This window comes from Dyella sp. Tek66A03 (assembly GCF_052567735.1).
In genome coordinates, this window is sequence record NZ_CP199584.1 from 4,132,516 (window position 1) to 4,159,268 (window position 26,753).

At 63.7% G+C, this 26,753-nt stretch carries 22 protein-coding genes; 5 read left to right on the forward strand and 17 right to left on the reverse strand.

Translation table 11 applies throughout. The features are described 5' to 3' along the window. Positions 1-72: 72 nt before the first annotated feature. On the forward strand, positions 73-483 hold the full coding sequence (gene mscL, locus ACT01B_RS18450) for a large-conductance mechanosensitive channel protein MscL (RefSeq protein ID WP_445144660.1): 411 nt from the start codon (positions 73-75) through the stop codon (positions 481-483). Between the two features lie 127 nt (positions 484-610). After that, on the forward strand, positions 611-2,050 hold the full coding sequence (locus ACT01B_RS18455) for a M20/M25/M40 family metallo-hydrolase (RefSeq protein ID WP_445144661.1): 1,440 nt from the start codon (positions 611-613) through the stop codon (positions 2,048-2,050). 80 nt (positions 2,051-2,130) lie between these two features. Here the strand turns inward: ACT01B_RS18455 and ACT01B_RS18460 are convergent, their stop codons facing one another. From ACT01B_RS18460 to ACT01B_RS18470, 3 genes are all read right to left on the reverse strand, one after another. Beyond that, complete coding sequence (locus tag ACT01B_RS18460) at positions 2,131-5,235, reverse strand: efflux RND transporter permease subunit (RefSeq protein WP_445144662.1); 3,105 nt, start codon at positions 5,233-5,235, stop codon at positions 2,131-2,133. 101 nt (positions 5,236-5,336) lie between these two features. Continuing rightward, a complete protein-coding gene (locus ACT01B_RS18465; RefSeq protein ID WP_445144663.1) occupies positions 5,337-6,467 on the reverse strand; it encodes an efflux RND transporter periplasmic adaptor subunit in 1,131 nt (376 codons plus the stop codon). Between the two features lie 326 nt (positions 6,468-6,793). Beyond that, positions 6,794-7,258 (reverse strand): MarR family winged helix-turn-helix transcriptional regulator, encoded by a 465-nt coding sequence (locus ACT01B_RS18470; RefSeq protein WP_445144664.1) that lies wholly within the window; start codon positions 7,256-7,258, stop codon positions 6,794-6,796. Positions 7,259-7,332: 74 nt separating this feature from the next. Between ACT01B_RS18470 and ACT01B_RS18475 the strand changes: the two genes are divergently transcribed. Further along, positions 7,333-7,857 (forward strand): O-acetyl-ADP-ribose deacetylase, encoded by a 525-nt coding sequence (locus tag ACT01B_RS18475; protein WP_445144665.1) that lies wholly within the window; start codon positions 7,333-7,335, stop codon positions 7,855-7,857. Here ACT01B_RS18475 and ACT01B_RS18480 read toward each other — a convergent pair. The 11 genes from ACT01B_RS18480 to ACT01B_RS18530 form a co-directional block, all read right to left on the reverse strand. Beyond that, positions 7,841-9,538, reverse strand: a complete 1,698-nt coding sequence (locus tag ACT01B_RS18480) for a BatD family protein (protein WP_445144666.1) — start codon at positions 9,536-9,538, stop codon at positions 7,841-7,843. The two genes, ACT01B_RS18475 and ACT01B_RS18480, sit on opposite strands and share 17 nt — an antisense overlap. Next, on the reverse strand, positions 9,535-11,430 hold the full coding sequence (locus ACT01B_RS18485) for a tetratricopeptide repeat protein (RefSeq protein ID WP_445144667.1): 1,896 nt from the start codon (positions 11,428-11,430) through the stop codon (positions 9,535-9,537). The genes ACT01B_RS18480 and ACT01B_RS18485 overlap by 4 nt, the downstream gene beginning before the upstream one ends. Then, a complete protein-coding gene (locus tag ACT01B_RS18490; RefSeq protein ID WP_445144668.1) occupies positions 11,427-12,407 on the reverse strand; it encodes a VWA domain-containing protein in 981 nt (326 codons plus the stop codon). Before ACT01B_RS18490 ends, ACT01B_RS18485 begins: the two co-directional genes overlap by 4 nt. Beyond that, positions 12,400-12,945, reverse strand: coding sequence for a DUF4381 domain-containing protein (locus tag ACT01B_RS18495; protein WP_445144669.1), 546 nt, complete (start codon positions 12,943-12,945; stop codon positions 12,400-12,402). The genes ACT01B_RS18490 and ACT01B_RS18495 overlap by 8 nt, the downstream gene beginning before the upstream one ends. Further along, positions 12,942-13,874, reverse strand: coding sequence for a DUF58 domain-containing protein (locus ACT01B_RS18500; RefSeq protein ID WP_445144670.1), 933 nt, complete (start codon positions 13,872-13,874; stop codon positions 12,942-12,944). The genes ACT01B_RS18495 and ACT01B_RS18500 overlap by 4 nt, the downstream gene beginning before the upstream one ends. Beyond that, entirely contained in the window at positions 13,871-14,866 is a 996-nt protein-coding gene (locus tag ACT01B_RS18505) for an AAA family ATPase (RefSeq protein WP_445144671.1), read from the reverse strand. Before ACT01B_RS18505 ends, ACT01B_RS18500 begins: the two co-directional genes overlap by 4 nt. A 160-nt stretch (positions 14,867-15,026) precedes the next feature. Then, positions 15,027-17,153 carry a type IV pilus secretin PilQ gene (gene pilQ / locus ACT01B_RS18510; RefSeq protein WP_445144672.1) on the reverse strand — a complete coding sequence of 709 codons (2,127 nt, stop codon included), beginning with the start codon at positions 17,151-17,153 and terminating at the stop codon, positions 15,027-15,029. A gap of 56 nt (positions 17,154-17,209) precedes the next feature. Continuing rightward, entirely contained in the window at positions 17,210-17,752 is a 543-nt protein-coding gene (locus tag ACT01B_RS18515; protein ID WP_445144673.1) for a pilus assembly protein PilP, read from the reverse strand. Then, a complete protein-coding gene (locus tag ACT01B_RS18520) occupies positions 17,749-18,444 on the reverse strand; it encodes a type 4a pilus biogenesis protein PilO (protein WP_445144674.1) in 696 nt (231 codons plus the stop codon). The genes ACT01B_RS18515 and ACT01B_RS18520 overlap by 4 nt, the downstream gene beginning before the upstream one ends. Beyond that, positions 18,441-19,187: a PilN domain-containing protein gene (locus tag ACT01B_RS18525; protein WP_445144675.1), complete on the reverse strand. Its 747-nt coding sequence runs from the start codon at positions 19,185-19,187 to the stop codon at positions 18,441-18,443. Before ACT01B_RS18525 ends, ACT01B_RS18520 begins: the two co-directional genes overlap by 4 nt. After that, positions 19,187-20,245: a pilus assembly protein PilM gene (locus tag ACT01B_RS18530; RefSeq protein WP_266180694.1), complete on the reverse strand. Its 1,059-nt coding sequence runs from the start codon at positions 20,243-20,245 to the stop codon at positions 19,187-19,189. Before ACT01B_RS18530 ends, ACT01B_RS18525 begins: the two co-directional genes overlap by 1 nt. A gap of 249 nt (positions 20,246-20,494) precedes the next feature. On the opposite strand from ACT01B_RS18530, the gene ACT01B_RS18535 reads away from it, so the two are divergent. Both ACT01B_RS18535 and ACT01B_RS18540 read left to right on the forward strand, forming a co-directional pair. Further along, positions 20,495-23,029 carry a penicillin-binding protein 1A gene (locus ACT01B_RS18535; protein ID WP_445144676.1) on the forward strand — a complete coding sequence of 845 codons (2,535 nt, stop codon included), beginning with the start codon at positions 20,495-20,497 and terminating at the stop codon, positions 23,027-23,029. 85 nt (positions 23,030-23,114) lie between these two features. Then, entirely contained in the window at positions 23,115-23,789 is a 675-nt protein-coding gene (locus ACT01B_RS18540) for a hypothetical protein (protein ID WP_445144677.1), read from the forward strand. 78 nt (positions 23,790-23,867) lie between these two features. Here the strand turns inward: ACT01B_RS18540 and ACT01B_RS18545 are convergent, their stop codons facing one another. The 3 genes from ACT01B_RS18545 to ACT01B_RS18555 form a co-directional block, all read right to left on the reverse strand. Further along, positions 23,868-25,163 carry a citrate synthase gene (locus ACT01B_RS18545; protein WP_445144678.1) on the reverse strand — a complete coding sequence of 432 codons (1,296 nt, stop codon included), beginning with the start codon at positions 25,161-25,163 and terminating at the stop codon, positions 23,868-23,870. 255 nt (positions 25,164-25,418) lie between these two features. Further along, positions 25,419-25,664: a type B 50S ribosomal protein L31 gene (locus ACT01B_RS18550; protein WP_445144679.1), complete on the reverse strand. Its 246-nt coding sequence runs from the start codon at positions 25,662-25,664 to the stop codon at positions 25,419-25,421. A 106-nt stretch (positions 25,665-25,770) separates the two neighbouring features. Then, positions 25,771-26,697: a nucleoside hydrolase gene (locus ACT01B_RS18555; protein ID WP_445144680.1), complete on the reverse strand. Its 927-nt coding sequence runs from the start codon at positions 26,695-26,697 to the stop codon at positions 25,771-25,773. Positions 26,698-26,753: the final 56 nt, after the last annotated feature.

Sequence of the window (26,753 nt, forward strand, 5' to 3'; positions counted from 1 at the left end):
TATGGTGTCGCGTCCGGCCCATGCTGCGTTAGAGTTCCCTCGCCATCCGCGGCCTTAGCGAGGAAGTGAAGCATGAGCATGCTCAAAGAGTTCAAAGAATTCGCCATGCGCGGCAATGTCATCGACCTCGCCGTCGGTGTGGTGATCGGCGGCGCGTTCGGCAAGATCGTGACATCACTGGTCGACCAGATCGTCATGCCACCGATCGGCGCCCTCACGGGCGGCATCGACTTCTCCGATATGAAGTGGGTACTCAAGCCGGCCGATAACAGCAACCCGGCTCACAAAGTGGCCGAAGTCGCCATCGGCTATGGCGCCTTCATCAATACGCTCATCCAGTTCGTCATCATCGCGTTTGCCATCTTCCTGGTGGTCAAGGCGATCAACCGGCTGACCCGTCGCCAGGAAGCCACGCCGGCCCCGCCGCCGCCGGATGTGGTGTTGCTTACCGAGATCCGCGACCTGCTGAAAGCCAAGCAGTAACGTTTGCCAAAACGGTAACGGCCTGCGCCTTGCGCGGCCGCTGCCGTTTTGGCACCAGCGTGACTTCTGGCCTAAGCGCGATGGGGCAGGCGCGCCATAATTGCGGTTTCCGCCCGAGGAGTTACCCATGCGCCGCCTGCCCCTCACCCTGCTTGCTGCCAGCCTGATCCTGGCTGTCGGCACGGCCAGTGCCGCCACCCAGACCACCATCCCTGCCGCAGCCGTAAAGGCGGCCGAACAGCTGCGCGACAAGGCGATGAACGACAACACGAGCTATCAGATCGTGGAGTCGCTGACGACCGAAGTCGGCCCTCGTCTCGCCGGCAGTCCCGCGGACCAGCGCGGCCGCGAATGGGCCATCGCCAAGTTCAAGGCGCTGGGTTTCGACAAGGTTTACACCGAACAGGTCACCTATCCGCTGTGGGAGCGCCGCAGCGAACACGCGGAAATCGTCGCTCCGTTCCCGCAGCCGCTGACCCTGATCGCCCTGGGCTATTCGTCCGGCACGCCCAAGGGCGGCCTCACGGCCGACGTGGTGAGATTCGACAGCCTCGATGCGCTGAAAAAGGCTGATCCAGCCAGCGTGAAGGGCAAGATCGTTTATGTCGACGCGCGCATGCAGCGTCACAAGGACGGTCAGGACTACGCCATCGGTTCGGCTATCCGCGTGGGCGGCCCGGTGATTGCCTCCAAGATGGGCGCAGCGGCCTTCCTGCTGCGCTCGGCCGGTACCGACGCCAACAGCCGTACGCCACATACCGGCGTGACTGGATTCAAGGATCCGAAGGAAGCCATCCCCGCCGCCGCCCTCTCCAACCCCGACGCCGACCAGCTCACGCGCGTGCTGGCCCATGGCAAGCCGGTCAGCATCAAGCTGGAGCTCGATTGCGGCATCAGCGGCACCTATACCGGTGCCAACGTGATCGGCGAATTCACTGGTAAGAAGCACCCGGACGAGGTGGTCGCGATCGGTGGTCATCTTGATTCCTGGGATCCGGGCACCGGCGCCATCGACGACGGTGCTGGCGTGGCCATCGCCATGGCGGCGGCCAAGCTGATCGGCGAGATGCCGCAACGCCCCGACCGCACCATTCGGGTCATCGCCTTTGCCAACGAGGAGATGGGGCTGTGGGGTGGTCGTGCCTATGCGGACAAGCACGGCGCTGAGGTCGCCAAGTTCCAGCTCGGCACCGAGTCCGACTTCGGCGCACGCAAGGTATGGCGCATGAGTGCCAGCGTGAAGCCGGAAGCACGCGGTGCCATCGAGCAGATGGCCCAGGTGCTGGCGCCGATCGGGGTGGCCTATGACGCCAAGCGGGCGGGTGGTGGCGGCTCCGATCTGTCGCAGATGCACGCCAAGGGTATGGCCGCTCTTTCGCTGACCCAGGACGGCACCGACTACTTCGACTTCCACCACACGGCCAACGACACGCTCGACAAGATCGATCCGAAGGAGCTGGCGCAGAACGTCGCGGTGTATGCGGCCTTCTCGTATATGGCGGCGCAGGCGAATGGCGACTTCGGTTCGGCACCGGGCGCCTTCGCCAACGACGGCGCGGAAGAGTGATCCACTAACGCCAGTGAGCAACAAAAAGGGCGGCCTCCGGGCCGCCCTTTTTGTTGACCGTGTGTTGCCGACCCGCCGCTTTACTCGTGCGCCGGACTCATCTGCGGAAGATTGCGCTTGCTTGAAAAGCGTTCGTTCCAGCGATCCAGATACAGGTAGATCACCGGTGTCAGGTAAAGGGTGAGCAGCTGCGAAACCAGCAGGCCACCCACGACGGCAAGTCCCAGGGGACGACGCGTCTCCGCGCCTGCACCGAGGCCCAGCGCAATCGGCAAGGTGCCAGCCAGGGCCGCCATCGTCGTCATCATGATCGGACGAAAACGCACATGACACGCCTCGAGGATGGCTTCGGCCGGCGAAATGCCATGGCTACGCTGCCTCGCCAGCGCAAAGTCGATCATCATGATGGCGTTCTTCTTCACGATGCCGATCAGCATCACGATGCCGACGAAGGAGAACAGATCCAGCGGCGCCCGGAAAATCATCAAGGTCAGCAGGGCGCCCACGCCCGCGGATGGCAGGCCCGAGAGAATGGTCAGCGGGTGGATGAAGCTCTCATAGAGAATACCCAGCACCAGGTAGATCACGAACAGCGCCAGCACCAGCAACAAACCCATGCCCTGCATGGAGTCCTGGAAGGCCTGCGCGGTACCCTGCACGCTGCCGGTGATCGACGGTGGCAACTCCATCTTCTTCATCGCGCCATCGATGCTGGCCACCGCCTGGCTGAGACTGACGCCAGGCGCCAGATTGAACGATACCGTCACGGCGGGGCTCTGGCCCTGATGGTTGACCGTGAGTGCCTGGGGCTTGCGCTCGAAGCTCGCCACCGCGTTGAGCGGTACCAGGGTGCCGCTGCTCGACGTCACATAGAGCTGTGACAGCACATCGGCATCGTTCTGCAGCGCGTAGTAGACCTGCAGAATCACCCAATACTGCGAAGACGCACCATAAATCGTGGAGATCTGGTTGGCACCGAATGCCGAGCCAAGCGCGGTCTGCACCTGATCCATGCTCAGTCCCAAGGTGGCCAGTTTGTCGCGATCGACATTGACCACGATCGACGGGCCATTGAGGTCCAGGTCGCTGGTGACATCCTGGAAACCGGGCAACTTGCTGAAGGCGTCGATGACCTTGCCCGACCACCTATACAACGCATCCATATCGATGGATTGCAGCGTGTACTGATACTGTGCCTTCGACTGGCGACCACCCACCTGGATCGATGGCGGGTTCTGGATATACGCGCGAATGCCCGGCACCTCCGCGAACTTCTTGCGCAGCTCCTGGATGATGCCATTGGGGTCGAGTGCGCGCTCGCTGGCCGGCTTCAGCCGCAACAGGATCGAGCCGTTATTGGTCGTGGTGCGGGCGCCGCCACTGCCCACCGACGACATGTAGGCATCGATGTTCGGGTCCTTGGCCACGATGGCCGCCAAGGCCTGCTGACGCAGCCCCATGCCCCTGACCGAAATGTCGTCCGGGCCTTCGACATTCACATTGAGCTGACCGGAATCACCGGCCGGAATGAAGTCCTTGTCGACCACGACGAACAGCACGGCGGTCAATACCAGGCTGCTGAAGAACACGCCGAGAATCGAGCGCGGGTGCGCTACGGCCCAGGCCAGCGTGCGCGCGTAACCCATTCGCACGCGCTCGAAGCCGCGATCAAACCAGAGCACCACGCGCGCCTTTTTCTCGTGCTCGGCATGACGCAGGAAGCGACTGCACAGCATCGGCGTCAGCGTGATCGAGACGAATCCGGAAATCAGAATCGCCACGCTCAGGGTCACGGCGAACTCGTGGAACAGGCGGCCGACGATGCCGCCCATGAACATCACCGGCAGGAACACCGCCACCAGCGACAGCGTCATCGAGAGAATGGTGAAACCGATCTCGCCCGCGCCCTTTAAGGATGCCTCGTACGGGTCCATGCCGTCCTCGACATGCCGGACGATGTTCTCCAGCATCACGATCGCATCGTCCACCACGAAGCCGACCACGAGGGTCAAGGCGAGCAGCGACAGATTGTCCAGGCTGTAACCCAGCGCAAACATCACGCCGAAGGTGCCCACGATCGACACCGGCAAGGCCAGGCCCGGAATCAGCGTGGCCGACGCATTGCCAAGGAACAGGTAGATCACCAGCACCACCAGCACGCCCGCCAGCAGCAGGGTGTACTGCACGTCGTCCACCGAGGCGCGGATCGAATCGGAGCGATCGTAAAGCACGGCCATCTTGATCGACGGCGGCAAGGTCGCTTCGAACTGCGGCAACGCAGCGCGAATGCGATCGATGGTGGCGACCGTGTTCGAACCCGGCTGGCGCTGGATGGCCAGAATGATGGCGCGCTCGCCGTTGTACCAACTTGCCACCTGATCGTTCTGTACGCTGTCTTCTGCGCTGCCCAGGTCGGACAGGCGCACCGGCGCGCCATTGCGGTAGGCAACGATGATGTTGTTGTAGCGATCGGCGCGCTGCAACTGACCGTCGGAACGAATCGAAAGCAGTTGGCGATTGCCGTTGAGCGAACCGGTAGCCAGGTTGACGTTGGCATTGGAAACCGCGTTCTGCACCGTATCGATGCCAATGCCGCTCGCCGCCAGCTTCTGCGGATCGACGCTGATGCGCACGGCATACTTCTGCGCGCCGTACACATTCACCTGGGCCACGCCATCGATCATCGACAGATGCTGGGCCAGCTGGGTCTCTGCATAGTCATCCACGACTGCAAGCGGCTGGGTCTTCGAACGCAGGGTGAGATAAATGATCGGCGCATCGGCCGGGTTCACCTTGCGGAACGTCGGCGGTGTCGGCATGTTGGTCGGCAGCTGGCGTAGCGCCGCGGAAATGGCCGCCTGCACGTCCTGCGCCGCACCGTCGATATTGCGGTCCAGCTCAAACGTCAGCGTGATCGACGTGCCGCCCAAGGCACTCGTGGACGTCATCGACTGGATGCCTGCGATCGTCGACAGCTGGTTTTCCAGCGGCGTGGCCACGGCGGTCGCCATGGTTTCCGGCGCGGCACCGGGCAAGCTCGCGCTGACCGTAATGGTCGGGAAGTCGACGTTGGGCAATTCGTTGACCGGCAACTTCGGGTAAGCCGCGATGCCGAACACGAGCAAGGCGATCATCAACAGCGTCGTCATCACCGGCCGCTGGATGCACAGTGCAGGCAGGTTCATTCACCAGCCTCCTTCACGGCAGCTTCAGACGGCGGCGTATGGCTACGAAGTAGAGGCGCAACATGGGTGCGAGGGGTGAGCATGGTGAGCATGGCAGGCGCTTATCCGTTGTCGGCAACGACACGTATATGCGCGCCATCCACCAGCAGCAGCTGGCCGTCGGTCACCACATGCTCGCTGCCAACTAGGCCTTTCTCGATCACCACCTGCGAACCACTGGTGGGCCCGGCCGTCACCATGCGCTGCTGCACCGTGCCGTCAGCGTTGGCGACAAATACGAAGCTGCCCAGGGGCGAATTCTGCAAGGCCACCACCGGCACCGTGACCACCTTGGTCAAGCGCGTCGTCGGCAAGACGACCTCGACAAACTGACCCGGCGTGAGCCGGTCATCGTTGTTGTCGTAGCGTGCCTTGAGCTGGATCGTGCTGGTCGTCGGGTCCACCGCGTTGTTGATGAAATCCAGTTCCGCCTGCATGGATGACATCTTGGTGCCGGGAATGCTTGCCGTGACCGGTACCGTGCCGCGACCCATGGCAGCCTTGGTTCCCGCCAGCCCGGTTTCCGGGATGGAGAAGGTGATGTGGATGGGGCGAATCTGGTTCAGCACCACGATGGATGTGCCGTTCGCACTTACCTGCGCGCCCGGATAGATCAACGGCGCGCCGGCGACGCTGTCAAACGGCGCTTGGATTTGTGCGTAGCCAAGCTGGGTGCGCGCCAGCTCCACGGCGGCCTGATCGGATTTCACCGATGCCTGATAGATGCCCTGGTTGGCCTTGTAGGTGTCGTAATCGGACTGCGCCACATAACCCTTGCCAAGCAACGGCTGGTAACGCTTCAGCACGGCCTCGGCATTGGCCAGCTGTGCCTGGTCCTTGGCCAGGTTGCCCAGGGCCTGATCGAGTTGTGCCTGCAGCAGGCTGGGATCGATACGGATGATCGTGTCTCCCTTCTTGACATGAGCACCCGGCGTGAACAGCAACGACTGCAGCTGGCCACTGACACGTGCCTGCACATTGACGGTCGAGAAGGCCTCGGCGCGGCCAATCACTTTCAGCGTCAGATCGAGATCGCCACGGTGCGCGCTGACCACTTTCACGGGAACCACGGCAGGCGCGGCAGGCGTCTTGGCGGCGGCCCGCTCGCTCCCGCGAAACATCTGGACGGCCAAAGCCGTTGCGACGAGCACCGCCACAAGCAAGGCAAATTTTCTGCGGGACGTACGCTGCATGAGTTCTCCGACCATCGACCGCGGGCTGGGGACGGCGTGTGCCGGGGGCGCCACGGTATCGACTTCGATGTATGTCACAGGAGGCACGCTACCCCCCTCTTTTTACCGAGCAGCGCGCCGCATTGGACATTGTGCGGCAGTCGGTGCCCCCGAAAGGCACGACCGACAGCACTTGGCAAACACGCCACTATGCGGCATGCATGCGAGGTGCGAGTTGATCTGATCGCAGGACATTACGCGCGCATGGCGGCTGGCAGGCCCGCAGCGAAGCCTATTCAAACCCAGGTCCGGCGGTCGAACGCCGCTTAGGCATGGGCGACGATGGCTTACGATTCCTGCTCGTCCTCCACCGACGAGGCCTCAAGCGCCTGCAGATTTTCCTTGATCCGGTTCAGCACGCCCATGGCCTGCTCCATTTCGGCGACATTGACGCCAATGGTGGCGTCCTTGCGTAAGCCTTGGGCAATGAGCTCCATATCGGCAATGACGCCACGCGCCTGATCGGTCACGTACAGGCGCCAGGCTCGACGATCCTTGGGATCCGGGCGGCGTTCGACAAAGCCTGCCGCCTGCAAGCGATCGATGACTCGACCTACCGCGATGGGCTCCATTTCCAGTAGCTCGGCGAGCTCGGTCTGACGCAGGCCTTCGCGGTAATACAACATCTTGGTGGCCCGCCATTGCGCGCGGGTCAACCCGAATTTCACGGCGCGTCTGTCGAAGTGCTTGCGAAACAGCAAGGTCACATCGTTCAGCAGATAACCAAAGGAAATATCTTCCACCTTAGTCATAGATGTGATGTCGGTCTGCGCTGTCCAAGTGTAACCTCAAGCATACGTCGCAAATTCCCACGAAACCACGCCTCATGTCTATCGAAATTGTCACCGCGGACATCACCCGGCTTGACGTGGACGCCATCGTCAATGCCGCCAACACTAGCCTGCTGGGCGGCGGTGGCGTCGATGGCGCCATTCATCGCGCGGCGGGTCCGGCGCTGCTGGAGGCCTGCCGCAGCTTGCCGCAGGTACAACCTGGCGTGCGCTGCCCTACCGGAGAAGCCCGCCTCACACCGGGATTCCATCTGCCTGCACGCTACATCATCCACACGGTCGGCCCGGTCTGGCACGGCGGCGCCCACGATGAAGCTTCGCTGCTTGCCAGCTGCTACCGGCAAAGCATGACGCTGGCGATCGAGCACGCGGTGCAGTCCATTGCTTTCCCGGCCATCAGTTGCGGCATCTATGGCTACCCTCCCGAACTTGCCGCAGCCGTGGCGCTGCGAAGCCTTCGCGAGGCACAAACAGGCATCGCTCCGATCCGTGTGTTGTTGTGCTGTTTCGGCCCGTCGATGACATCGATCTGGCAGGCAGCGCTTAACGATGCAAGTTGAACGGGTACAACGGCGGCAGCGGTGACGCGTTGACGGCCTGCTCGGCCTGGCGCCACAAGAAGCCGTCGCGGAAAGCGTTCGCCAGCTGCTCTCCCACACCCTGTTCGTCCACGCCTGCATAGTGCTTGCGTTGCAGCGCGGCGATGGCAGCAGCCTGGCTGTCCGATGCCAACGCACGGGACAGTTCGCCAAGATTCTGCAAGGCCGGGCGTTCGGCCCGTGCCCAGGCCATCAGCGTCATGGCTTGTGCTGCATCATCGCTACTGCGGGCAGCATCCAGGAACGCCGCCCGCAAGCGTGCAGGCGTCACCTTCGCGGCGGTGCTTTCCGCGTTCGCGGTGAGAGTCTGCGTACGCCGACGTCGCCACCAAAGCCAGCCGACCACGCTGACCAACCACAGACCGATGCTGCCCAGTGCGATCCAGCGCCAGGGCGTGGCGTGACTGATGGCGGGCGCCGATGTCGCTGCCGGCAGCGTGGCCCGCGTGGGCTGCGCTGCACTCGCGGGTGGCGCCGCCACGACACCGGCGGCAGGCGACACCGTGAAACTCTGTGCCGGAATGTGCGCCACCTCGGCATGATCGGACACCACGTTCCACCAGGTAAGCGTGGTTTCGGGAATCGTCAGCGTGCCGGCGCGATTGGGCACGATGGCAAAGCCCTGCTGGCGACGGCCGACGATCCATTGGCCATCCACGCGCGTGCCGTTGACGGGCTTGTCCGGATACACGGTGGCGCCATCCAGCGTGGGCAGACTCAGTGCGGGTAATGCCTCGTAGGGCAAGCCGGTGGCCTGCACGCTCATCACCAGGTTGAGCGGCTGTCCTACGCGTAGTTCGCCTTGCGCAGGTCCACCATCCAGTGTCAGCGTCAACTCGCGCGCCGGCAACCAGGCGGTGCGAGCGGCCAGTGCGGGGGCTGGCCGTATGTCGATGGCTACAGGCGGCGACGATGCCGACACCGGCGTGGCATTGCCGAAGAACGTATCGGGATCGGCCAGATTCACCATGTCGCCCTGGAAGGCGACCGGCGGAATCACCAGGTGACCCTCACGTTGCGGCGTTAGCGCGTATCGGCGTTCGATAACGTTGTAGCGACGACCACCACGTTCCGCCTGGTAATTCGTCTCATCCCCCATGCGCCGTGCATCCACACCGGCCAGCTGGGGATCTTCCAACGCGCCATTGGTCAGGTTGGCTGCGAAATACAGGCGTACGGTATAGACCAGCTGCTGTCCGACATAGCCACTAGCCGGCTCGACGGCCGCTTCCAGAAAGACGTCTTTATGGCCGGATGCGGCCGCCGACGGATCGGGCGCCACCACCTCCAGCGTCAACGAAGCCGTGGTGCCGCCGGCAAATGGGAGGGATGGTATCTGCAGCGTACCCACGTGCAGTGGACGCAAGGCCACGCCGACGACGACCTGTGCCGAGCGGCTGCCATTGACGATACTGACGCTGGAATTGCTGGACGTTCCCAGCACGGCAAAGTCCCGCCCCAATACGCTCAGATCCGGCACCTGGACCAGGCCGCCACCGGCCGCGCGCAGGTTCAGCGTGACGGTTTCACCCAACTCCACGCGCGTACGATCCAGCGCGGCCTGTACCTCGGCCGCGCGCGACGCCATAGGAACCAGGCACGCGACCAGCCACAGCAGGGCGAGCAAGTGACGCGACTTCACGGTGAGTCGTCCTCCGACGGTGCAGCGCCATGGCGCTGCCGGTATTCAAGATCGAACTTGCGGCGCAACAGGGCACCCGGATCGTCCGGTACGCGCTGCAGCGCCTGCCGCACATCGGCTGGAAGTTTGGATTGCGGGTCATCCGCGGGCACGGCGCCCAGCTCATGCGTAGCGGACTGCCGCTCTGCTCCCGGCTTTCCCAGCGCCTTGTCCATCTGCTTTTGCAGCGCCTGCTGCGCCTGCTGCTCACGAGCGCGTTGCTCAGCCTGCTCCTGTGGCGTCAGCGGCTTGGTCTGACTCGACCCGTCTGCGCGCTGATCCTTATCCTGCTGTTCCTGGCTGCCCTTGTCTCGGTCCTGGGAGTCGCCCTTTTCATTCTGCCCAGGCTTGCCTTCGCCGTTCTGATCGGCACGCTCGTGCTGCTGTCCGCCCTGGTTTTGCGCATCGTCCGATGGCGTGTCCTGCTTGCCCTGCCCCGACTTGTTCTTGTCGTTGCGTGCACCCTTGTCCTGGGACTGATTTTGCTGCTGGCGATGCAGCCAGTCCTCCACGGCCTTGCGGTTCGCAACAGCGTCCGTATTGGCCGGCGACAACTTGAGCGCCTGGTCGTACGCATCCAGCGCGCCCTGATAGTCGCCCTGCCTGGCCAGGGCGTTGCCCAGGTTGTACTGCGCCTCCGCGCCGGACGATTGCTTCAACGCGGTGGCGGCGGCAGGGTAGTCACCGGCGCGATAGGCTGCGGCTCCACGCCATGCGGGATCGCGCGCCAACTGCTGCGCCTCCTTCGCCCTACCCTGGCTGAGCGCCGCGGCGGCCTGTTGGTCGGGACGCTGCCACAGATCGTTCCACGCGCCCGCGTGGGCTGCGCCAGGGAAACAGGGTAACAACACCAGCGGAAGCAACATCAGCCAGCCTCGACGAAACGCCATGGCAAGCAGCGGTAACAGTGGCAGTAGCAACCAGGGTCCACGGTCCTGCCATTGATCACCGTGCTGATCGCCGGCCAGCGTCGCTGCGCCATCGGCGCGCAGTTCGCCGCCTAATGCATCGATGTCATCGCGACCGTCGCTCATCGGCACATAGCGACCACCACCTGCGGCGGCGAGGCTCCTCAGTGACTCGTCATCGCGGCGCGCCATGGTGAGGCCGCCTTGTCCGTCGCGCAGAAAGCTATCGTCGGCCAGCGGCACCGGGCCACCTTGCGGCGTACCTACGCCAAGCACGGAAACACGAACGCCCTCGCTGAACGCCTTGCGTGCTGCTGCCTCGGCCGAGGCGTCTGCACGGTCGGTGACCAACACCAGCGAGCCACCGCCCGCCTTGGCATCGCGCATCAAGGCCACGCCACGTTCGATGGCCTGTGCCGCGTTGTCGCCGTCGGTTGGCATCGTATCGGGCGCCAGCGCGTCGAGCAGATCATTGAGGCTGCCTGCGTCCGTGGTAAGCGGCGCCACCACGAACGCTTCGCCCGCATACGCGAGCAACGCGTTGAGACCATCATGATTGGCCGCAAACAAGTCGCGCACCTTGTAGCGGGCGCGGTCGAGGCGACTCGGCGCCACGTCACGCGCCAGCATGTGCTGAGACAGAGACAGGGCGATCACCTGAGGCGCGCGTCGCGCATAGAGCGGCTGCGCAACGTGGCTCCAGGTCGGGCCGGCCATGGCCAACGCGCACAGCGTCCAGCCCACGGCGAGCAAGACGTACGGCAGTTTCTGCCGACGCTCGCGACCCTGCAGGAGATGCGGCAGCAATTCGGCATCGACCAGAGATGCCAGCGCCTCACCCGCGACGCTGCGCCGGGTAGCCAGCATCAGCAGTGCCGGCAAGGCCAGCAAGGCCAGCAGCCACAGCGGCCGCAAGAAATGAAACTGCTGCCATGCCTCGGTCATGCCATGACCTCGACGCGGCGCACTCGTGGCGCCAACGCAAGCAACCATGCCAGCGTGGCCAGTGCGAGCGGCCACGGGAACAGCTCATGGCGCGGCCGCAACGTTGGCCCTTGCTGCGGCATCGGCTCCAGGGCATCGATGGCGCGATAGGCATCGGCGAGCTGGTCCGAGTCCGTAGCACGGAAATAACGTCCCCCGGTTTGCGAGGCCATCGATCGCAACATGCCCTCATCCAGGTCCGCTGACGGATTGATCGTACGCGATCCAAAAAAGTCGGGAACGCGCATTTCGGTTGCGCCGATGCCGATGGTATAGACGCGCACGCCGGCTGCCTTGGCGGCGCGTGCGGCGTCCAGCGGCGCGATGCTGCCGGCATTGTTCACGCCATCGGTGAGCAACACGACCACGCGTGCCTGCTCAGGCAGGCCTGCCAGACGCTTCACCGCAACCGCGATCGCGTCGCCAATGGCGGTCTCGGTGCCCGCCAAGCCAACCGCCGCACCCTGTAGCTGGGCACGCACCGCATTCAAGTCGTAGGTCAATGGCGTGACCAGAAACGCACGACTACCAAACACAATAAGCCCCATTTCGTCGCCGCTACGACGGGAAATGAAATCACCAGCGATCGCCTCGACGGCCCCGAATCGACTGACCGGCTGACCGCCGAGCTGCATATCGTCAGTGCGCATGCTTCCGGACAGATCCACGGCCAGCATCAGCGCCCGGCCACTGCGCTGCTGCGCCTGCGGCGGCCCTACCCACTGCGGGCGCGCCGCGGCCACGAGCAAGCAAAGCCACGCAAGCAGCAAGAACCAGAAGCGGGCACCGCCCTCACTTCTCCGCTCTGCGGCAGCCAGATGCAGTCCAGGATGGGGCAAGTGCAGCGCCTGGCCCGGCTGGGCCGGACGCAACCAGCGGTGCAGCAGCCATGGCAACGGCAGTAGCAGGAAAACCCAGGGCCACGCGAACTCAGGCATGACTGGCCTCCACGCGCGCGGACGACTGAGCCGCGGACGCAGCCTTCCTGGTCGGGTGATAACGCCACGCCTTGAGCAGCCACAGCCGCGTCGATGCGAGGGTGGCATCCTTTTCAAACGAGGCATCCGGCCGATACATGGCCGATTCGAGGTGGGTCAGCCGGTCCAGCATGACCTGGTCATCGGATACCACCGCCAGGAGTCGTCGCCAGTCATCGCCATGTACGCGGGCGGCGGCGGCGTCATAGCGCAGGGCGGCACGACGCAGAAGCTGGTGCAAGGCGGCGGCGAGCTGCTGGGGTTGGTCGATCCATTGGCTGGCGACGAGATCCACTTCGGCCAATACGGCGCGCTCGATCGCACGGCGCCGCTTGCTGCGCAACCACCACCAGACACCTGCCGAGCCGACTGCCACGAGCAAGAGCGCAAGCATCCACCAGCCCGGCGCGGGTGGCCACCAGGAAGGATCCCGCGGCAGATGGATGTCACGCAACACCGGGCCTGCATCCACGGGCGCCTGACTGGATGCCGCCATCATCGGCGCACTCCGGGCGCCAGCAACGCCATGACGGCGTCGACCGGGTCACTGGCGGTGTCCATCGTACGGTGGGACATCCCGAGTCGTTGTGCCAGTTCGTTCAAGCGCGCCTGCCCTGCGCCCAGCAACTGCTGGAATTCGCGGCGCTGGCGCTCGCCGAACAAAACCACCTCCCGACGCTCACCTTCATGCTCAAGCGGGTAGCGGCCTGGTGCCGGCATGGACAGCTCGAGCGCGTCAGCCACCACCAGCACACGGACACCCGCCTTTCTTGAGAGGTCGAGCAGACGACCATGGGCCGCTTCGTCACAGCTGAGCCCGTCGCTGATCAGCAGGACGCGATTCGCGCCATGCATGAGGCGGGACGCGCGCTGCAGCGCGTCGGACAGTTGCTCGCCCGGCGCGCGCGCGTCCGCTCCGTCCCACTCGGCCAAGGCGCCGCAGACAGCCAGCGCACCTCGCGGACCCGACTGCGGACGGAGCAAGCGATCACCGCCTCCAAATTCCATCAGCCCAACGCGCTCACCAGCGCGCACCGCGTACCAGGCGGCAATCGCGGCGACGCGGGCGGCCTGCACCGATTTGAATCGCACACGCGTGCCAAAACGCATGCTTTCATGCGTGTCCAGCAAGATCAGCAGGCGACCTTCGCGCTCTTCCTGGAACAGCTTGGTATGCAGGCGTCCGCTGCGAGCCGTCAGGCGCCAGTCGAGCCGGCGCACATCGTCACCCGGCTGGTAGACACGCGACTCGGCATAGTCCATGCCGCGACCGTATAGACGGCTCGACTGCTGACCCGCACGCATGGCACGGCTTTCCAGCCGCGGCAGGGCCGCCTTCGCCACGCGGGCGCGCAGCGCCACCAGTTCGGAAAGTCGAACGCGGGTGCGACCATCCGCCTCCAAAGGCCTATTCACGACAGCGCTCACGGCAGCGGCACGAGGTCCAACACGCGCTTGATGACCTGATCACTGCGCACGCCCTCGGCTTCTGCCTCGTAGCTGAGCAGGACACGGTGACGCAGCACTTCATGCGCGATGGCGTGAACATCTTCGGGCAAAACGAAGTCGCGACCCGCCAGCCACGCATGGGCGCGAGCACAACGATCCAGCGCAATGGTGCCGCGAGGACTCGCGCCCCAGGCAATCCAGCGTTTCAGCTCGAGCCCGTAGGCACTGGCGTTGCGGGTCGCCAGCACCAGTTGCGTCAGATACTCCTCCAGCGCCGGCGCCATGTGCACGGCCAGCACGGCGTCGCGCGCTTCGAATACATCGGCCTGACTCAACGTCGGCCCCGGCGCAGCCACCGGATGCAGGCTGCGGCGTGCTTGATCACGTGCCAGCTTGAGGATGGCCAGCTCGGACGCGGCATCCGGATAGCCGATGGTCACATGCATGACAAAGCGGTCGAGCTGTGCCTCGGGCAGCGCGAACGTGCCCTCCTGCTCAATCGGGTTCTGCGTCGCCATCACCATGAACAGCTCGGGCAGGTGCCAAGTGCTGCGGCCTACGGTGATCTGCCGCTCGGCCATGGCCTCGAGCAAGGCCGACTGCACTTTCGCCGGCGCACGATTGATTTCGTCCGCAAGCACGATGTTGTGGAACAGCGGACCGCGCTCGAACTCGAAGCTGCCGGACTGCGGACGAAAGATATCGGTACCGGTGAGATCCGCCGGCAACAAATCCGGCGTGAACTGGACGCGATGAAAATCAGCCTCGATACAGGCGGCCAGCGCCTTGACCGCGGTGGTTTTGGCAAGGCCGGGCGCGCCTTCGACGAGCAAGTGGCCGTCGGCCAGCAGCGCCACCAGCAGGCAATCGATGAGGTGCGGCTGGCCGATAACGCTACGCTGCAGCTCGTCGCGTACGCGTAAAAACGCCTGCTGCAAGCGGGCTGCAGGCTGTGCTTGGGGCATGTCCATCAGGTGTTCCATCAAAGGTTGCGCGGTTACAGACCTTAAACCCGCCGAGAAGTTTAGTACCCATGACTTTTGGCTAGCCCCGCCAGCACGTAAGGGCGCTCGGGCGGCAACGAAAAAGGGCGGCCGAAGCCGCCCTTTCCGTATCGCCATGTAACCGGGCTTATTTCAGGCTGTCGCTGAGAATGCGCGGCGTCACGAAGATCAGCAGCTCCGCCTTGTCGCTTTGACGCGACGTGTTGCGGAACAGGATACCGATACCCGGGATGTCGCCCAGACCAGGCACCTTGGTCGCGGTGTTCTGCTTGGTGATCTCATAGATGCCGCCGAGCACGACGGTCTGGCCGTTATCCACCAGTACCGAGGTGTTGATCTCGCGGGTGTCGATCTGCGGCACCTGGCCGCTACCCGGCACGGTGATGAAGGCCGCCAGGGCATCCTTCTTCACGTTGATCATGAGGTAGACGCGATTGTCCGCCGTGATGGTCGGCGTCACCTTCAGCTCGAGCACGGCATCCTTGAACTGTACCGTGGCCGTGCCGCTGCCAGCCGCACCCGAAGCGCTGTTCTGGAAGGTCACATAGCCGATTTCCTGACCCTGGCGGATCACCGCCTCCTGCTGGTTGGCCGTAATCACTCGCGGACTGGAGATCACCTCACCACGGCCTTCGGTCTGCGCCGCGGATAGTTCCAGATCCAGTGCGTAGTTCTTGCCCAGGATGCCAAGGGCCAAACTGCCTGCGGGACTGGAGACAGGCAGATTGACGTTAATGCCACTGGCGGTGCCCGCGGCGATAGTCTTACCACCGGTCGAGAGCTGCTGACCGCTCGGATTGGTCCGCGTGCCCTGCACGCCGAACTTCGCGCCCAGATCGCGGGTGAAGTTGTCGGTGGCAATCACGATGCGCGATTCGATCAACACTTGCTGTACCGGCTTGTCCAGTACGGCGATCAGGTCACGCAGCTCACGAATCTTCTGCGGGTTGTCATTGATCAGCAAGGTATTGGTGCGCTCATCGAACGACACGCTGCCACGGGAAGAGAGGAAACCGTGTGATGTGTTAGCGCCACCACCGCCGCCGCCCGCAGACTGGCTGCCGGTGGTCAGGAGCTTGGCGATATCCTTCGCCTTGCCATAGCTGATCGGCACATAGTCGGTGACCAGCTCGGCGTTGTCTTCCGCCTTCAGGCGGGCATCGGCAACGTTCTGCTCGTACTTGGCCAGCTCTTCCTGCGGCGCAATCCAGATCACGTTGCCGTTGCGACGCTTGTCCAGGCTCTTGGCACGCAGCACGACGTCAAGCGCCTGATCCCAAGGGACATTGACCAGGCGCAAGGTGACGCTGCCACCCACCGTATCGGACGCCACCAGGTTCAGGCCCGAGATGTCGGCCAGCAACTGCAGCGCCGAGCGTACCGGGATGTCCTGGAAATTGAAGGTGACGCGATTGCCGTTGTAGACAGGATCCTGACCCTTGGCCAGCTTGCCGTCCGCGGCCTTGGGATCCTTCTTCTTCGGCGCAATCTCGACCACGTACTGATTGCCGCTCTGGTAGGCCGATGTATCGACCTGGCCCTTCACAGCGATCTCCATGCGCGCACCGCCGCGGACACCCGCCTTGGTGACAATGGACTGCACCGGCGTGGCGAAATCGAGCACGTCCAGGCGCTGAGCCAGGTTCGCCGGCAGGTTCACCTGGCTGAGTTCGACTACGACCTTGTCGCCCTGCTGCTTCATATCGGCGTTCGCACCCGCGCCGCTGAAGTCGATCAGCACGCGGCCTTCGCCGTTCGGTCCGCGACGGAAGTCGATATTCGACACGGTTGGGCCGTTCATCGCCGAAGGCAGCGCCTTGGACGGATCAATGGTGGCCGCCGTCGTCGTGGTTGACGCCTCGGTACCGTTATTCACGGTCAGCACCAGGCTATTGCCCTCGACGCGCGAGCGATAGGTGGACTCACGCAGCAGTTCCACGACGACGCGCGTACGGCCGCCAGCCGACACGGCCGACACGCCCGTGGTGGAACCCTTGCCGATGTCGATATGACGTGGCGCTGCGTTATCGGTGTCGGCAAAGTCGACGGCGATGCGCGGCGGGTTACCCGTGGTGAAGATCTTCGGCTCCGGCACCGGCCCCTGCGCGAAGTTGAGATGCAGCTCGATGCGGCCACCTGGCAGCGTGTCGAAACTGATCTCCTTCAGGGTACTGGTAGCGGCAGTTGCCGCGTTCGACCAGGCGGCACCGAGCGTCAACAGGCCCACGATCACATAGCGGCTTGCCTGGCGCATGACACGGTCCCGAACAGGTTTGATTTGGTTGCTCATTGCATCAGCCCCTGTATTTCTCATTTCTCGCTGAGCGCGATGCTGGCAGGACGTTCCATCCAGCCACCATTTCCGTTGGAAACCAGCTCTACCAGGTCGATATGGTCATCGCCGATGGCGGTGATCCGACCGTAGTTCTGGCCCATGTATTCGTTGCGATGGACACGGTGAATCACCCCACCGGGATCCTTCACGAGCACTTCGATGCCCGCGCCTCCTCCGACCGTGCCGACCATTTTCAGGCTGTCCAGCGCAAACATTTCCAACGGCTCCTTGGAACGGTTCTCGTCCGGGCGCGGGCCGCTATTGACGTTGTTCTGCTGCAGTTCGACGGTGCTCGGACTGAACGGATCACGGCGACCCTGAGCGTTGTACTGGAAGGTCTCGAAGGTCTTGATGACGGGCAGCGGCGGAATCGGCGCGCCCTTCTTGTGCTTTTCCTGGTCAACCCAATCGTGCAGATCGGAGGTACCGCGGGTGCAACCGGCAAGCACCAGCAAGGCGGCGAGCACCGGCACGATACGCGTCGCCCGGACGGAGCGGATGGCAGTCAACTTGCTCATTTCTGCCCCCCTGTCTTGGCAGCCTGTGTCTTGCCCCCGGCTGACTTGGCATTGGCTGCCTTGGCCTCGGCACTCTCGTCATCTTCCAGATAGCGGTAGGTCTTTACCGTGCCTTGCAGCACAAGCACGCCACCGCCTGGCGCAGCTCCCTTGGCAGGGGGCGCGTTCTTCGGCGTCAACGAAACATCGTGCAAGGTCAGGATCACCACGCGGGGCAGCGATGCCACGCCGCTGATAAAGGTGCCGAACTGGTGATACGTGCCCACCATGCGCAGGGTGATCGGCTTCTCCGCATAGAAGTCCTTCGGCGATTCCGGACCAGGCTGGAACAGCTCGGTTTCCAGACCTGCCGAGAGCGCCGTCTGCGAAATGTCGACCAGCAGCTCCGGCATTTCGGTCTTGCTGGGCAACTGGCGCAGCAACTGGCGCAGCATGTCCTGCATCTCGTCGAGCTGCTGCTGCAAGGCTTCCAGATTGGCCGACTTGGCCTGCTTCTGCGAGAACTCCTGCTTGAGCTGGTCCTCCTTGCCAACCAGCGACTGCAGTTCGGTCTGCTGGTCACTGACGTGCAGGTACCAGCCAAGAAAGACCACAAGAGCGAACACTAGCCCGGTGAAAAATACCTTGATCGACTGCGGCCAGCCGCCGATGTTGTTGCGATCAAGGCTCTGCAGGTCGGTGAGGAACTTCATGACTTGGCCCCTCCGTTACCTGCCGGGCTCGTGGGCTTGGCCCCCGAGGAAACACTGCCCGCTGCCGCCGGCTTGGCCGGCTCGCTGACGGCTGCCGGAGCCACTGGAGTGCCAGCCGCGCCGGACGCCGGGGCGGCCTTGGCGGCCGGTACAATCGGCGCCTGATCGTCGTCGGTGACCTCGCCGCTCTCGTCGGACTTGGGTCGGCTCAACGCCACATCCAGCCCGAAGTTATAGGGCATCCGCGTGTCGCCGCCGTGCGTGTTCTCGGTCTTGCGCAAATCGGCATGACCCATCCACGGCGACGCCTCGATATTGCGCATGTACTCCGCCACGCTGGCGTTGGATTGCGCTACGCCGTCGAGGGTCAGCGAGTCACCGGTTTGCTTGAGGCCGCCCAGGCGCGCGCTGGCCGGAATGGTCCTCACCAGCTCATCGAACAGATGCACCATCTGCGAGCGGTTGGCCTGCAGCTGCTCAATGATCTGCTTGCGGGCCAGCAATCGCTCACGCACCTTCTCCAGATCCTTGATCTTGACGATGCGTTCGTCGAGCTGCTTGATCTCGCCCTGCAAATAGGCGTTGCGGTCGGTCTGGTTGTCGACGCGCTCCCCCATCCAGAACGACCACAGCATCAGCACCAGGATCGCCGCCACCAGAGCCGCGCCCAGCTGCATGAAGAACTCGCGCTCGCGCTGCTTGCGGCGCTCGGCGCGCCACGGAAGTAGGTTGATATGTGCCATCAGTCGAAGCTCCTCAGCGCGAGGCCGACCGCAATCATCAGGGCCGGGGCGTCCTGAGCCAGCGACTGCGCCTGCACACGCGGCGACAACGACATACGCGCCAAAGGATTGGCCACGACGCAGGGCACACCCAGCTGGTCTTCGAGCATGGGACCGATGCCCTCGATCGAGGCGCAGCCACCTGCCAGTACGACCTGGTCGACCTTGCTGTATTCGCTACCGGCGAAGAAGAACTGCAGGAGGCGTCCGATCTGCTGGATCAGCGACTCCTTGAACGGCTCCAGCGCCTCGCTCTCATAGGAGTCCGGCAGGCCGCCCTTGCGCTTGGCGCGACCGGCTTCCTCATAGGACAGACCGTAGCGGCGCATGATTTCGTCAGTCAGTTGCTTGCCGCCGAACACCTGCTCGCGCGAATAGATGGTGCGCTGGTTGCGCAGCACCGACAGCGTGGTCATGGTGGCGCCGATGTCGACCACGGCGACCAGCGCGTCGCGACCGACATTGAGCTGGTCGGCCACCATGGCGAAAGCGTTCTCCATGGCGAAGGCCTCGACATCGACCACCTTGGCGGAGAGCCCGCCCAGGTCGAGCGCGGCCACGCGCATGTCCACATTCTCGGTGCGCGAGGCAGCGAGCAGGACATTGTTCATTTCGGGGTTGTCGCGGACCGGACCGAGCACCTCGTAGTCGAGGCTGACTTCGTCGATCGGATACGGGATGTACTGGTTGGCCTCGACCTGGATCTGGCCTTCGAGATCGTCCTCGGACAACTCACTCGGCATCGGTATGACGCGGGTGATTACGGCCGATCCGGCTACCGCCGCCGACGCGTGCTTTAGCTTGGACCCGGATCGCGCCAACGCGCGCCGGATGGCCTCGCCCACCGCCTCGACCTCGACGATGTTCTTTTCGACCACGGCATTAGGGGGCAGTGGCTCGACCGCGTAATGTTCCACGCGATAGCGACCGCCGGCTTGGCTGAGCTGCAGCAACTTGACGGCCGTCGAACTGATGTCGACGCCAACAAGCGGCGGCTTCTTGGGTGTAAAAAGCCCCACGATTTTCCCCCTTACCCCTGGGCGCCTGCACCTAGACTGGTGAGTACGCCCTTGCATTAAATCCAAAAATTAACGTATTGGCAATGGCCTACGAGCTTTTTCTCGACACATTCGCGTGATGGCACGCACACTTGGACCAAGAGCATCGGTTGGCGTGTCTTTTGCCGGGACGCTTTCGATTCATGTGGCAGATACTGCAACATCTATACTCTGACTTGTTTTGACTTGCGTCTCGCAAATACCCACATCATGCAAATTCTCAAGCGGTTGGTGCGCTGGATCCTGGTTCTGGCCTTTACCGGGTTGCTGCTGGGCGTTGCGGCCGTGGGGGTGGCGTACTGGCTTATTTCCCCGCGCCTGCCCTCGGTAGCCGTCCTCAAGGATTACCACATGCAGGTACCCCTGCGTGTGCTCAGTGCCGATGGCAAGCTGATTGCCAGCTTCGGTGAGACGCGACGCATCCCCATCGCGATCGCCAATGTGCCTGAGCGGCTCAAGCATGCCGTGCTGGCGGCCGAGGACGCGAGCTTCTACAACCATCCAGGCGTCGACTGGCACGGCATTGCCCGTGCCGGCTGGCACGTCATCGTGTCGGGCGGCGACAAGGGACCGGGCGGATCGACCATTACCCAGCAGGTCGCCCGCAACTTCTTCTTGAGCCCGGAGAAGCTGTATTCGCGCAAGTTGACCGAAATCTTCATTGCGCTGCGCATGGAGAGCGAGTTGACCAAGGACCAGATCCTTGAGCTCTATCTCAACAAGATGTTCCTGGGTCACCGTTCTTATGGCGTGGCCGCCGCGGCTTCCTTTTACTACGGCAAGACGCTGGACCAGCTCACCATTGCCGAAGCGGCCACGCTGGCCTCGACCTTCCAGCTGCCTTCGGTCGTCAACCCGCTCAACAACCCCAAGCGCATCCTGGCCCGCCGTAACTGGGTGCTCGGCCAGATGCTGGAAAACCGCTATATCAGCAAGGCGGAGTACGAACAGGCCATCGCCGAGCCCAACGCTGCCGCCCCGCATGAGCCGGCGATCGAGCTCGATGCTCCCTACCTGGCCGAAATGGTGCGCCTGCAGGTACTGGACCGGCTGGGCAATGACGCCCTCACCGAAGGCTATGTGGTGAAGACCACCTTGCAGAGCGACCGTCAGCAGGCCGCGGTCATCGCGATGCGGTCTGGCCTGGTCGAATACGACCGTCGCCACGGCTGGCGTGGCCCCGAGGCCCATCAGGAGCTAGCTGTCGACGCCGGTAGCGAGGACTTCGAGCGCGTACTGTCTGCCTACACCGATATCTCCGGCATGGATCCAGGTCTGGTCACCGCGGTATCAGCCGACGAAGCCAGTATTTACCTGCCCAGCCGCGAAACCGTGAAATTGCGCTTGGAAGCGATGGACTGGGCCCGTCCCTACATCAATGACACCCGCGTCGGCGCCGCCCCCAAGAACGTGGCCAGCGTGCTCAAGCGCGGCGACATCGTGCGCCTGTCCCGTGATGAGAAGGGCCAGTGGCAGTTGACCCAGATCCCGGGCGCCCAAGGCGCCCTGGTCTCGGTCAATCCCGAAGATGGCGCGCTGCAGGCGCTGGTCGGTGGTTTCAACTTCCTGCGCAGCAAATTCAATCGTGCCGTCATGGCGGCCCGCCAGCCGGGCTCGAGCTTCAAGCCCTTCATCTACTCGGCCGCCTTCGAGCGCGGCTTTACGCCGGCGTCGATCATCAATGACGCCCCGATCGCCCTGCCCGATCCCTCGCGACCGGGCGGCCTGTGGACGCCCTCCAACGACGACGACAAGTTCGACGGCCCGATCCGCCTGCGCGAGGCCCTGGTGCTGTCCAAGAACCTGGTCTCGGTGCGCCTGCTCGACGCCATAGGCGTGCGTTTTGCGCGCGATTACATCACCCGCTTCGGATTCACCCTCGACTCGCTACCCGCCAACCTGTCGATGGCGCTGGGTACCGCTTCGGTGTCGCCCATGACCATGGCCCGCGGCTATGCCGTGTTCGCCAATGGCGGTTACCTGGTGACGCCCTACTTCATCAGCGAGATCACGGACCGCGATGGCAAGCCGGTGTATCAGGCGAACCCGGCGCGCGCCTGCCGCACCTGCGCCGAGCGCCTGCTGGATACGCGCCCGCCCGGCCCGCCGCCCGCCGGCAGTGCCGCCACCAACCCGAGCAATGCCATGGCCAGCACCGGTACGGCAGGCACGCCAGGCACCTCGGGCAGTGTCGCCGGCGTCGGTGATGCCGTGCTTCCGGCCGATGCCCACGACGGCGCACACGCCCCCGTGCTCGCTCCCCAGGTCATCGACGTACGCAACGACTACCTGGTCACCTCGCTGATGCAGGATGTCATCAAGCGCGGCACCGGAGCGGCTGCCATGGCCCTGGGACGCGACGACCTCGCCGGCAAGACGGGCTCGACCAATGACCATCGCGACGCCTGGTTTGCCGGCTTCAATGCCAATCTGGTGACCACCGTGTGGGTGGGCTTCGACGACTTCAGTTCACTCGGCAAGGGCGAGTTCGGTGCCAAGGCGGCCCTGCCGATCTGGATGTCCTACATGGGGGCGGTGCTGAAGGACGTTCCCTCGAGCACCTTGCCGATGCCGCCCGGTATCAGTACGGTGCAGATAGACCGCGCAAGCGGCTTGCCCGCCGGCGCGGGCGCGCCCAACAGCCTGCCCGAGATATTCAAGGTGGAAGACGTGGATCGCCTGCGCAACCAGGCCAACCAGCAGCAGGAGGATCAGGACCAGCAGCACGCCTACGACATCTTCTAATCGTCGGCAGCCGGGTTCCAACCACTGGCCCGTCCTGCCGTCCACGTTCGCAGGGGCGAACGTCAGCACGCTGGAGGAATGAGGCATGGCACGAGGCGAACATCACCGTATCCACGCGCAGGATCGTCTTCAGCGCAACCGTCTGCGCGTCGCCCAGGAGGCGGCGCGATTGATGAGCGAACACGGCATCCGCGACTTCCACCACGCCAAGGTCAAGGCCGCCGAGCGGCTTGGCATCGTCGATGCGCAGGCACTGCCGCGCAACAACGAAATCGAACAGGCCCTGCGCGAGCACCAGCGCATCTTCCATGCCGATACGCAACCGCAGCTGCTGCAACAACGACGGGAAGCGGCGGCCGAGGCAATGCGTTTCCTCGAGCGCTTCGAACCGCGCCTGGTCGGTGCCGTACTCGAGGGCACCGCCGACGCTCATTCGGCGGTATGCCTGCACGTGTTCAGCGACAACGCCGAATCGGTGGTGCTGTTCCTGCAGGAACGGGGCGTGCCACTGACCCAGCAGACCCGGCGTTTGCGCACCACGCGCGACGAACAAACCGAATATCCGGTCCTGCTGTTCTCCGCCGACGGCCTGCCCTTCGACATCACCGTCCTGCCCAGCGATGCGCTACGGCAGCCGCCGCTCGATCGTATCGACGAGAAACCCATGCGACGCGCGCCCCTCGCCGCTGTGGAGGAAATGCTTGCGACGGGGGACGAGGAAGACGGTTTCGAGCGGATGCTCTCGGCCGCGCTGCGCTAGTTCGGCGCCTGGTACTTCACCAACAAAAACGCCCCGGCATGCCCGGGGCGTTTTCGTTGCAGCGCTAGCGGATAGCGCTTAGCCCTTGTCGGCACCAACGTAGTTGCGCACGTCCGAACCGGTGTAGATCTGACGCGGACGACCGATGCGCGAACCTGGGGTTTCGTGCTGCTCGATCCAGTGCGAGATCCAGCCGGCGGTGCGCGCGATGGCGAACATCACGGTGAACATTTCCGTCGGGATGCCCAGCGCCTTGTAGATGATGCCGGAGTAGAAGTCGACGTTCGGATAGAGCTTGCGCTCGACGAAGTAATCGTCCTTCAGTGCGGCCTCTTCCAGCTTCATCGCCACGTCGAGCAACGGGTCGTTGACGCCCAGCTCGTCGAGCACCTTGTGGCACATCTCGCGGATGATCTTGGCGCGCGGATCGAAGTTCTTGTAAACGCGATGACCGAAGCCCATCAGGCGGAAGTTGTCGTTCTTGTCCTTCGCGCGCTTGACGGCCGTCTCGACCTTGTCCGCCGTGCCGATCTCCTCCAGCATCTTCAGCACCGCCTCGTTGGCGCCGCCATGTGCCGGACCCCACAACGCCGTGATGCCAGCGGCCACCGAGGCGTACGGGTTGGCACCGGTCGAACCGACCAGACGCACGGTTGAGGTCGACGCATTCTGTTCGTGATCGGCGTGCAGGATGAACAGCAGGTCCAACGCCTTGGCGGCAACCGGGCTCATTTCCAGCGGCTCGCTCGGCACTTCGAACATCATGTGCAGGAAGCGATCGACGTATTCGAGATTGTTGCGCGGATAGCGGAACGGCCAGCCGATGGAATAGCGATAGCAGGCGGCGGCGATCGTCGGCATCTTGGCGATCAGGCGGATCGCGGCCAGCTTGCGGTCGGCCGGGTCATCCACGTCCAGGGAGTCGTGATAGAACGCCGACAACGAAGCCACCGAAGCGGCCAGCATGGCCATCGGATGTGCGTCGTGGTGAAAACCCTGGAAGAAGTTCTTGTGCGACTCATGCATCATCGTGTGATGCGTGATCTCGTGCTCGAAGTTCGAGAAGTCCTGCTTGTTCGGCAGTTCGCCATTGAGCAGCAGGTAGGCCACTTCGAGGAAGCTCGACTTCTCAGCCAGCTGCTCGATCGGGTAGCCGCGGTACAGCAGCACGCCCTCGTCGCCGTCAATATAGGTGATCGCGCTCTTGGTGCTTGCCGTGCTGCCGTAGCCCGGGTCGTAAGTGAAGTGGCCCGTGTCCTTGTACAGCGTGCCGATGTCGATGCATGCAGGACCGAGCGTACCGCTGAGCAGGGGCAATTCGCTGCTGCGCTTGGTCGACTCATCCACCAACTTGACGATCTTGGAATCGGACACGGAAACCTCCTTCACGTAATGTCGTCGTCGGCGTGTCGCGAAAGCGCGAGAGCCAGCGAGGTAGGGTTGATGTCGCCCATGGGGACGTACTGCGACACCTCAGCGCCCATTATCGCACAAGGTTCTGGGGACATGCCCTAGCGAATGGTCGGATTGCAGGCACAAAAAAGCGCGGGGCGAGCCTAGGCTCGCCCCGTGCTTCTTATCCATGCAGTGCCACGCTTGAGTGGCACTCAGGCAAGTCTGCGCGCGCTCTTACTTCTGCGCGTAACGACGACGGAACTTGTCGACGCGACCGCCAACGTCCAGCGTCTTCTGCTTGCCGGTGTAGAACGGATGGGACTGGCTGGAGATATCCACCTTGATCAGCGGGTACTCGTTGCCGTCTTCCCACTTGACGGTTTCCTTGCTGGCGATCGTCGAACGCGTAAGGAACGCGAACTCGGACGACAGGTCCTGGAACACCACCGGGCGATAATTCGGATGGATATCGGGCTTCATGACAGACTCAAAGCGGTGGGTGAAAAGAGCGGCATTATATCGACCGACCTGGCTCATTGGCAAGTCGGTCAATCACTTGGGGCACTCGGGCCCGACATGGAGCCATTCAGGCCCCTAGCGCCCGCCTGACCAGGGCGGCAAAACGGGCCTGATCCACGTCCATCACGATGCGCGCATTGGCCGGCCGATCGAGGCGCCCCATCCAATCCACCACCGTCGCGCCGCGCGTCAGGCGACCATCCAATTCTACCGCCACATATCGCTGTTCACTGCGCGTCACGATGCCTGGATCGAGCGCCACGGCCATGGCCAGCGCATCGGCCGCAATCACGCCACGACGGCCGCGCTGGCGATTGAATGCGCGCGCCGTGCCGAATACCTGCGCGAAAAACGCAGCGCGCTTATCGCCTGCTGCCAGCCAGCCATCGAACGCTTCGTCGGTAAAGGCGTGGCGCAGTGTCGCTTCCCAATCGACCAGATCGAACCTCGGGAAGGCTTCGAAGACGACGTGCGCGGCTTCCGGATCGAAGCCGACATTGAACTCGGCGGGTATCTTGCCGGTGTTGCCCTGACCGGTCACCGCCCCACCCATCACGACCAGTCGCGTCACCCGCTGCGGCATGGTCGGATCCAGACGCAGGGCCAGTGCCAGGTTGGTCAGAGGCCCCAGCGCCACCAGGGTCAAGCCGGGATGTTCACGCGTCAAACGCAGGATGGCCTGAGCGGCATGCTCATCGGAGGCCACGGCCTTCGGCTCGGCAAAACCAATGTCACCAAGGCCATCCACACCATGCACGTGCACCGCATCTTCTTCAGGCATACGTACCAGTGGCGTCGGACAGCCCGCAAAAATCGGCGTCGCCGTTTCCACCAGGTCGACCAGGGTCCGCGCGTTGCGAACAGTATGACCGAGGCCGACGTTACCCGCAGCAATCGTCAGTCCCAGGACGTCAGCGTGGGCATGCGCCATCAGTATCGCCAGCGCGTCATCCACGCCAGGGTCGGTATCGATCAGCAGTTGCGGCTTGCTCATGAGGCTTCGTCGTTGGATTTGAACCGAATAGCTTAGAAGCTCTCTCGTCGCGAGCA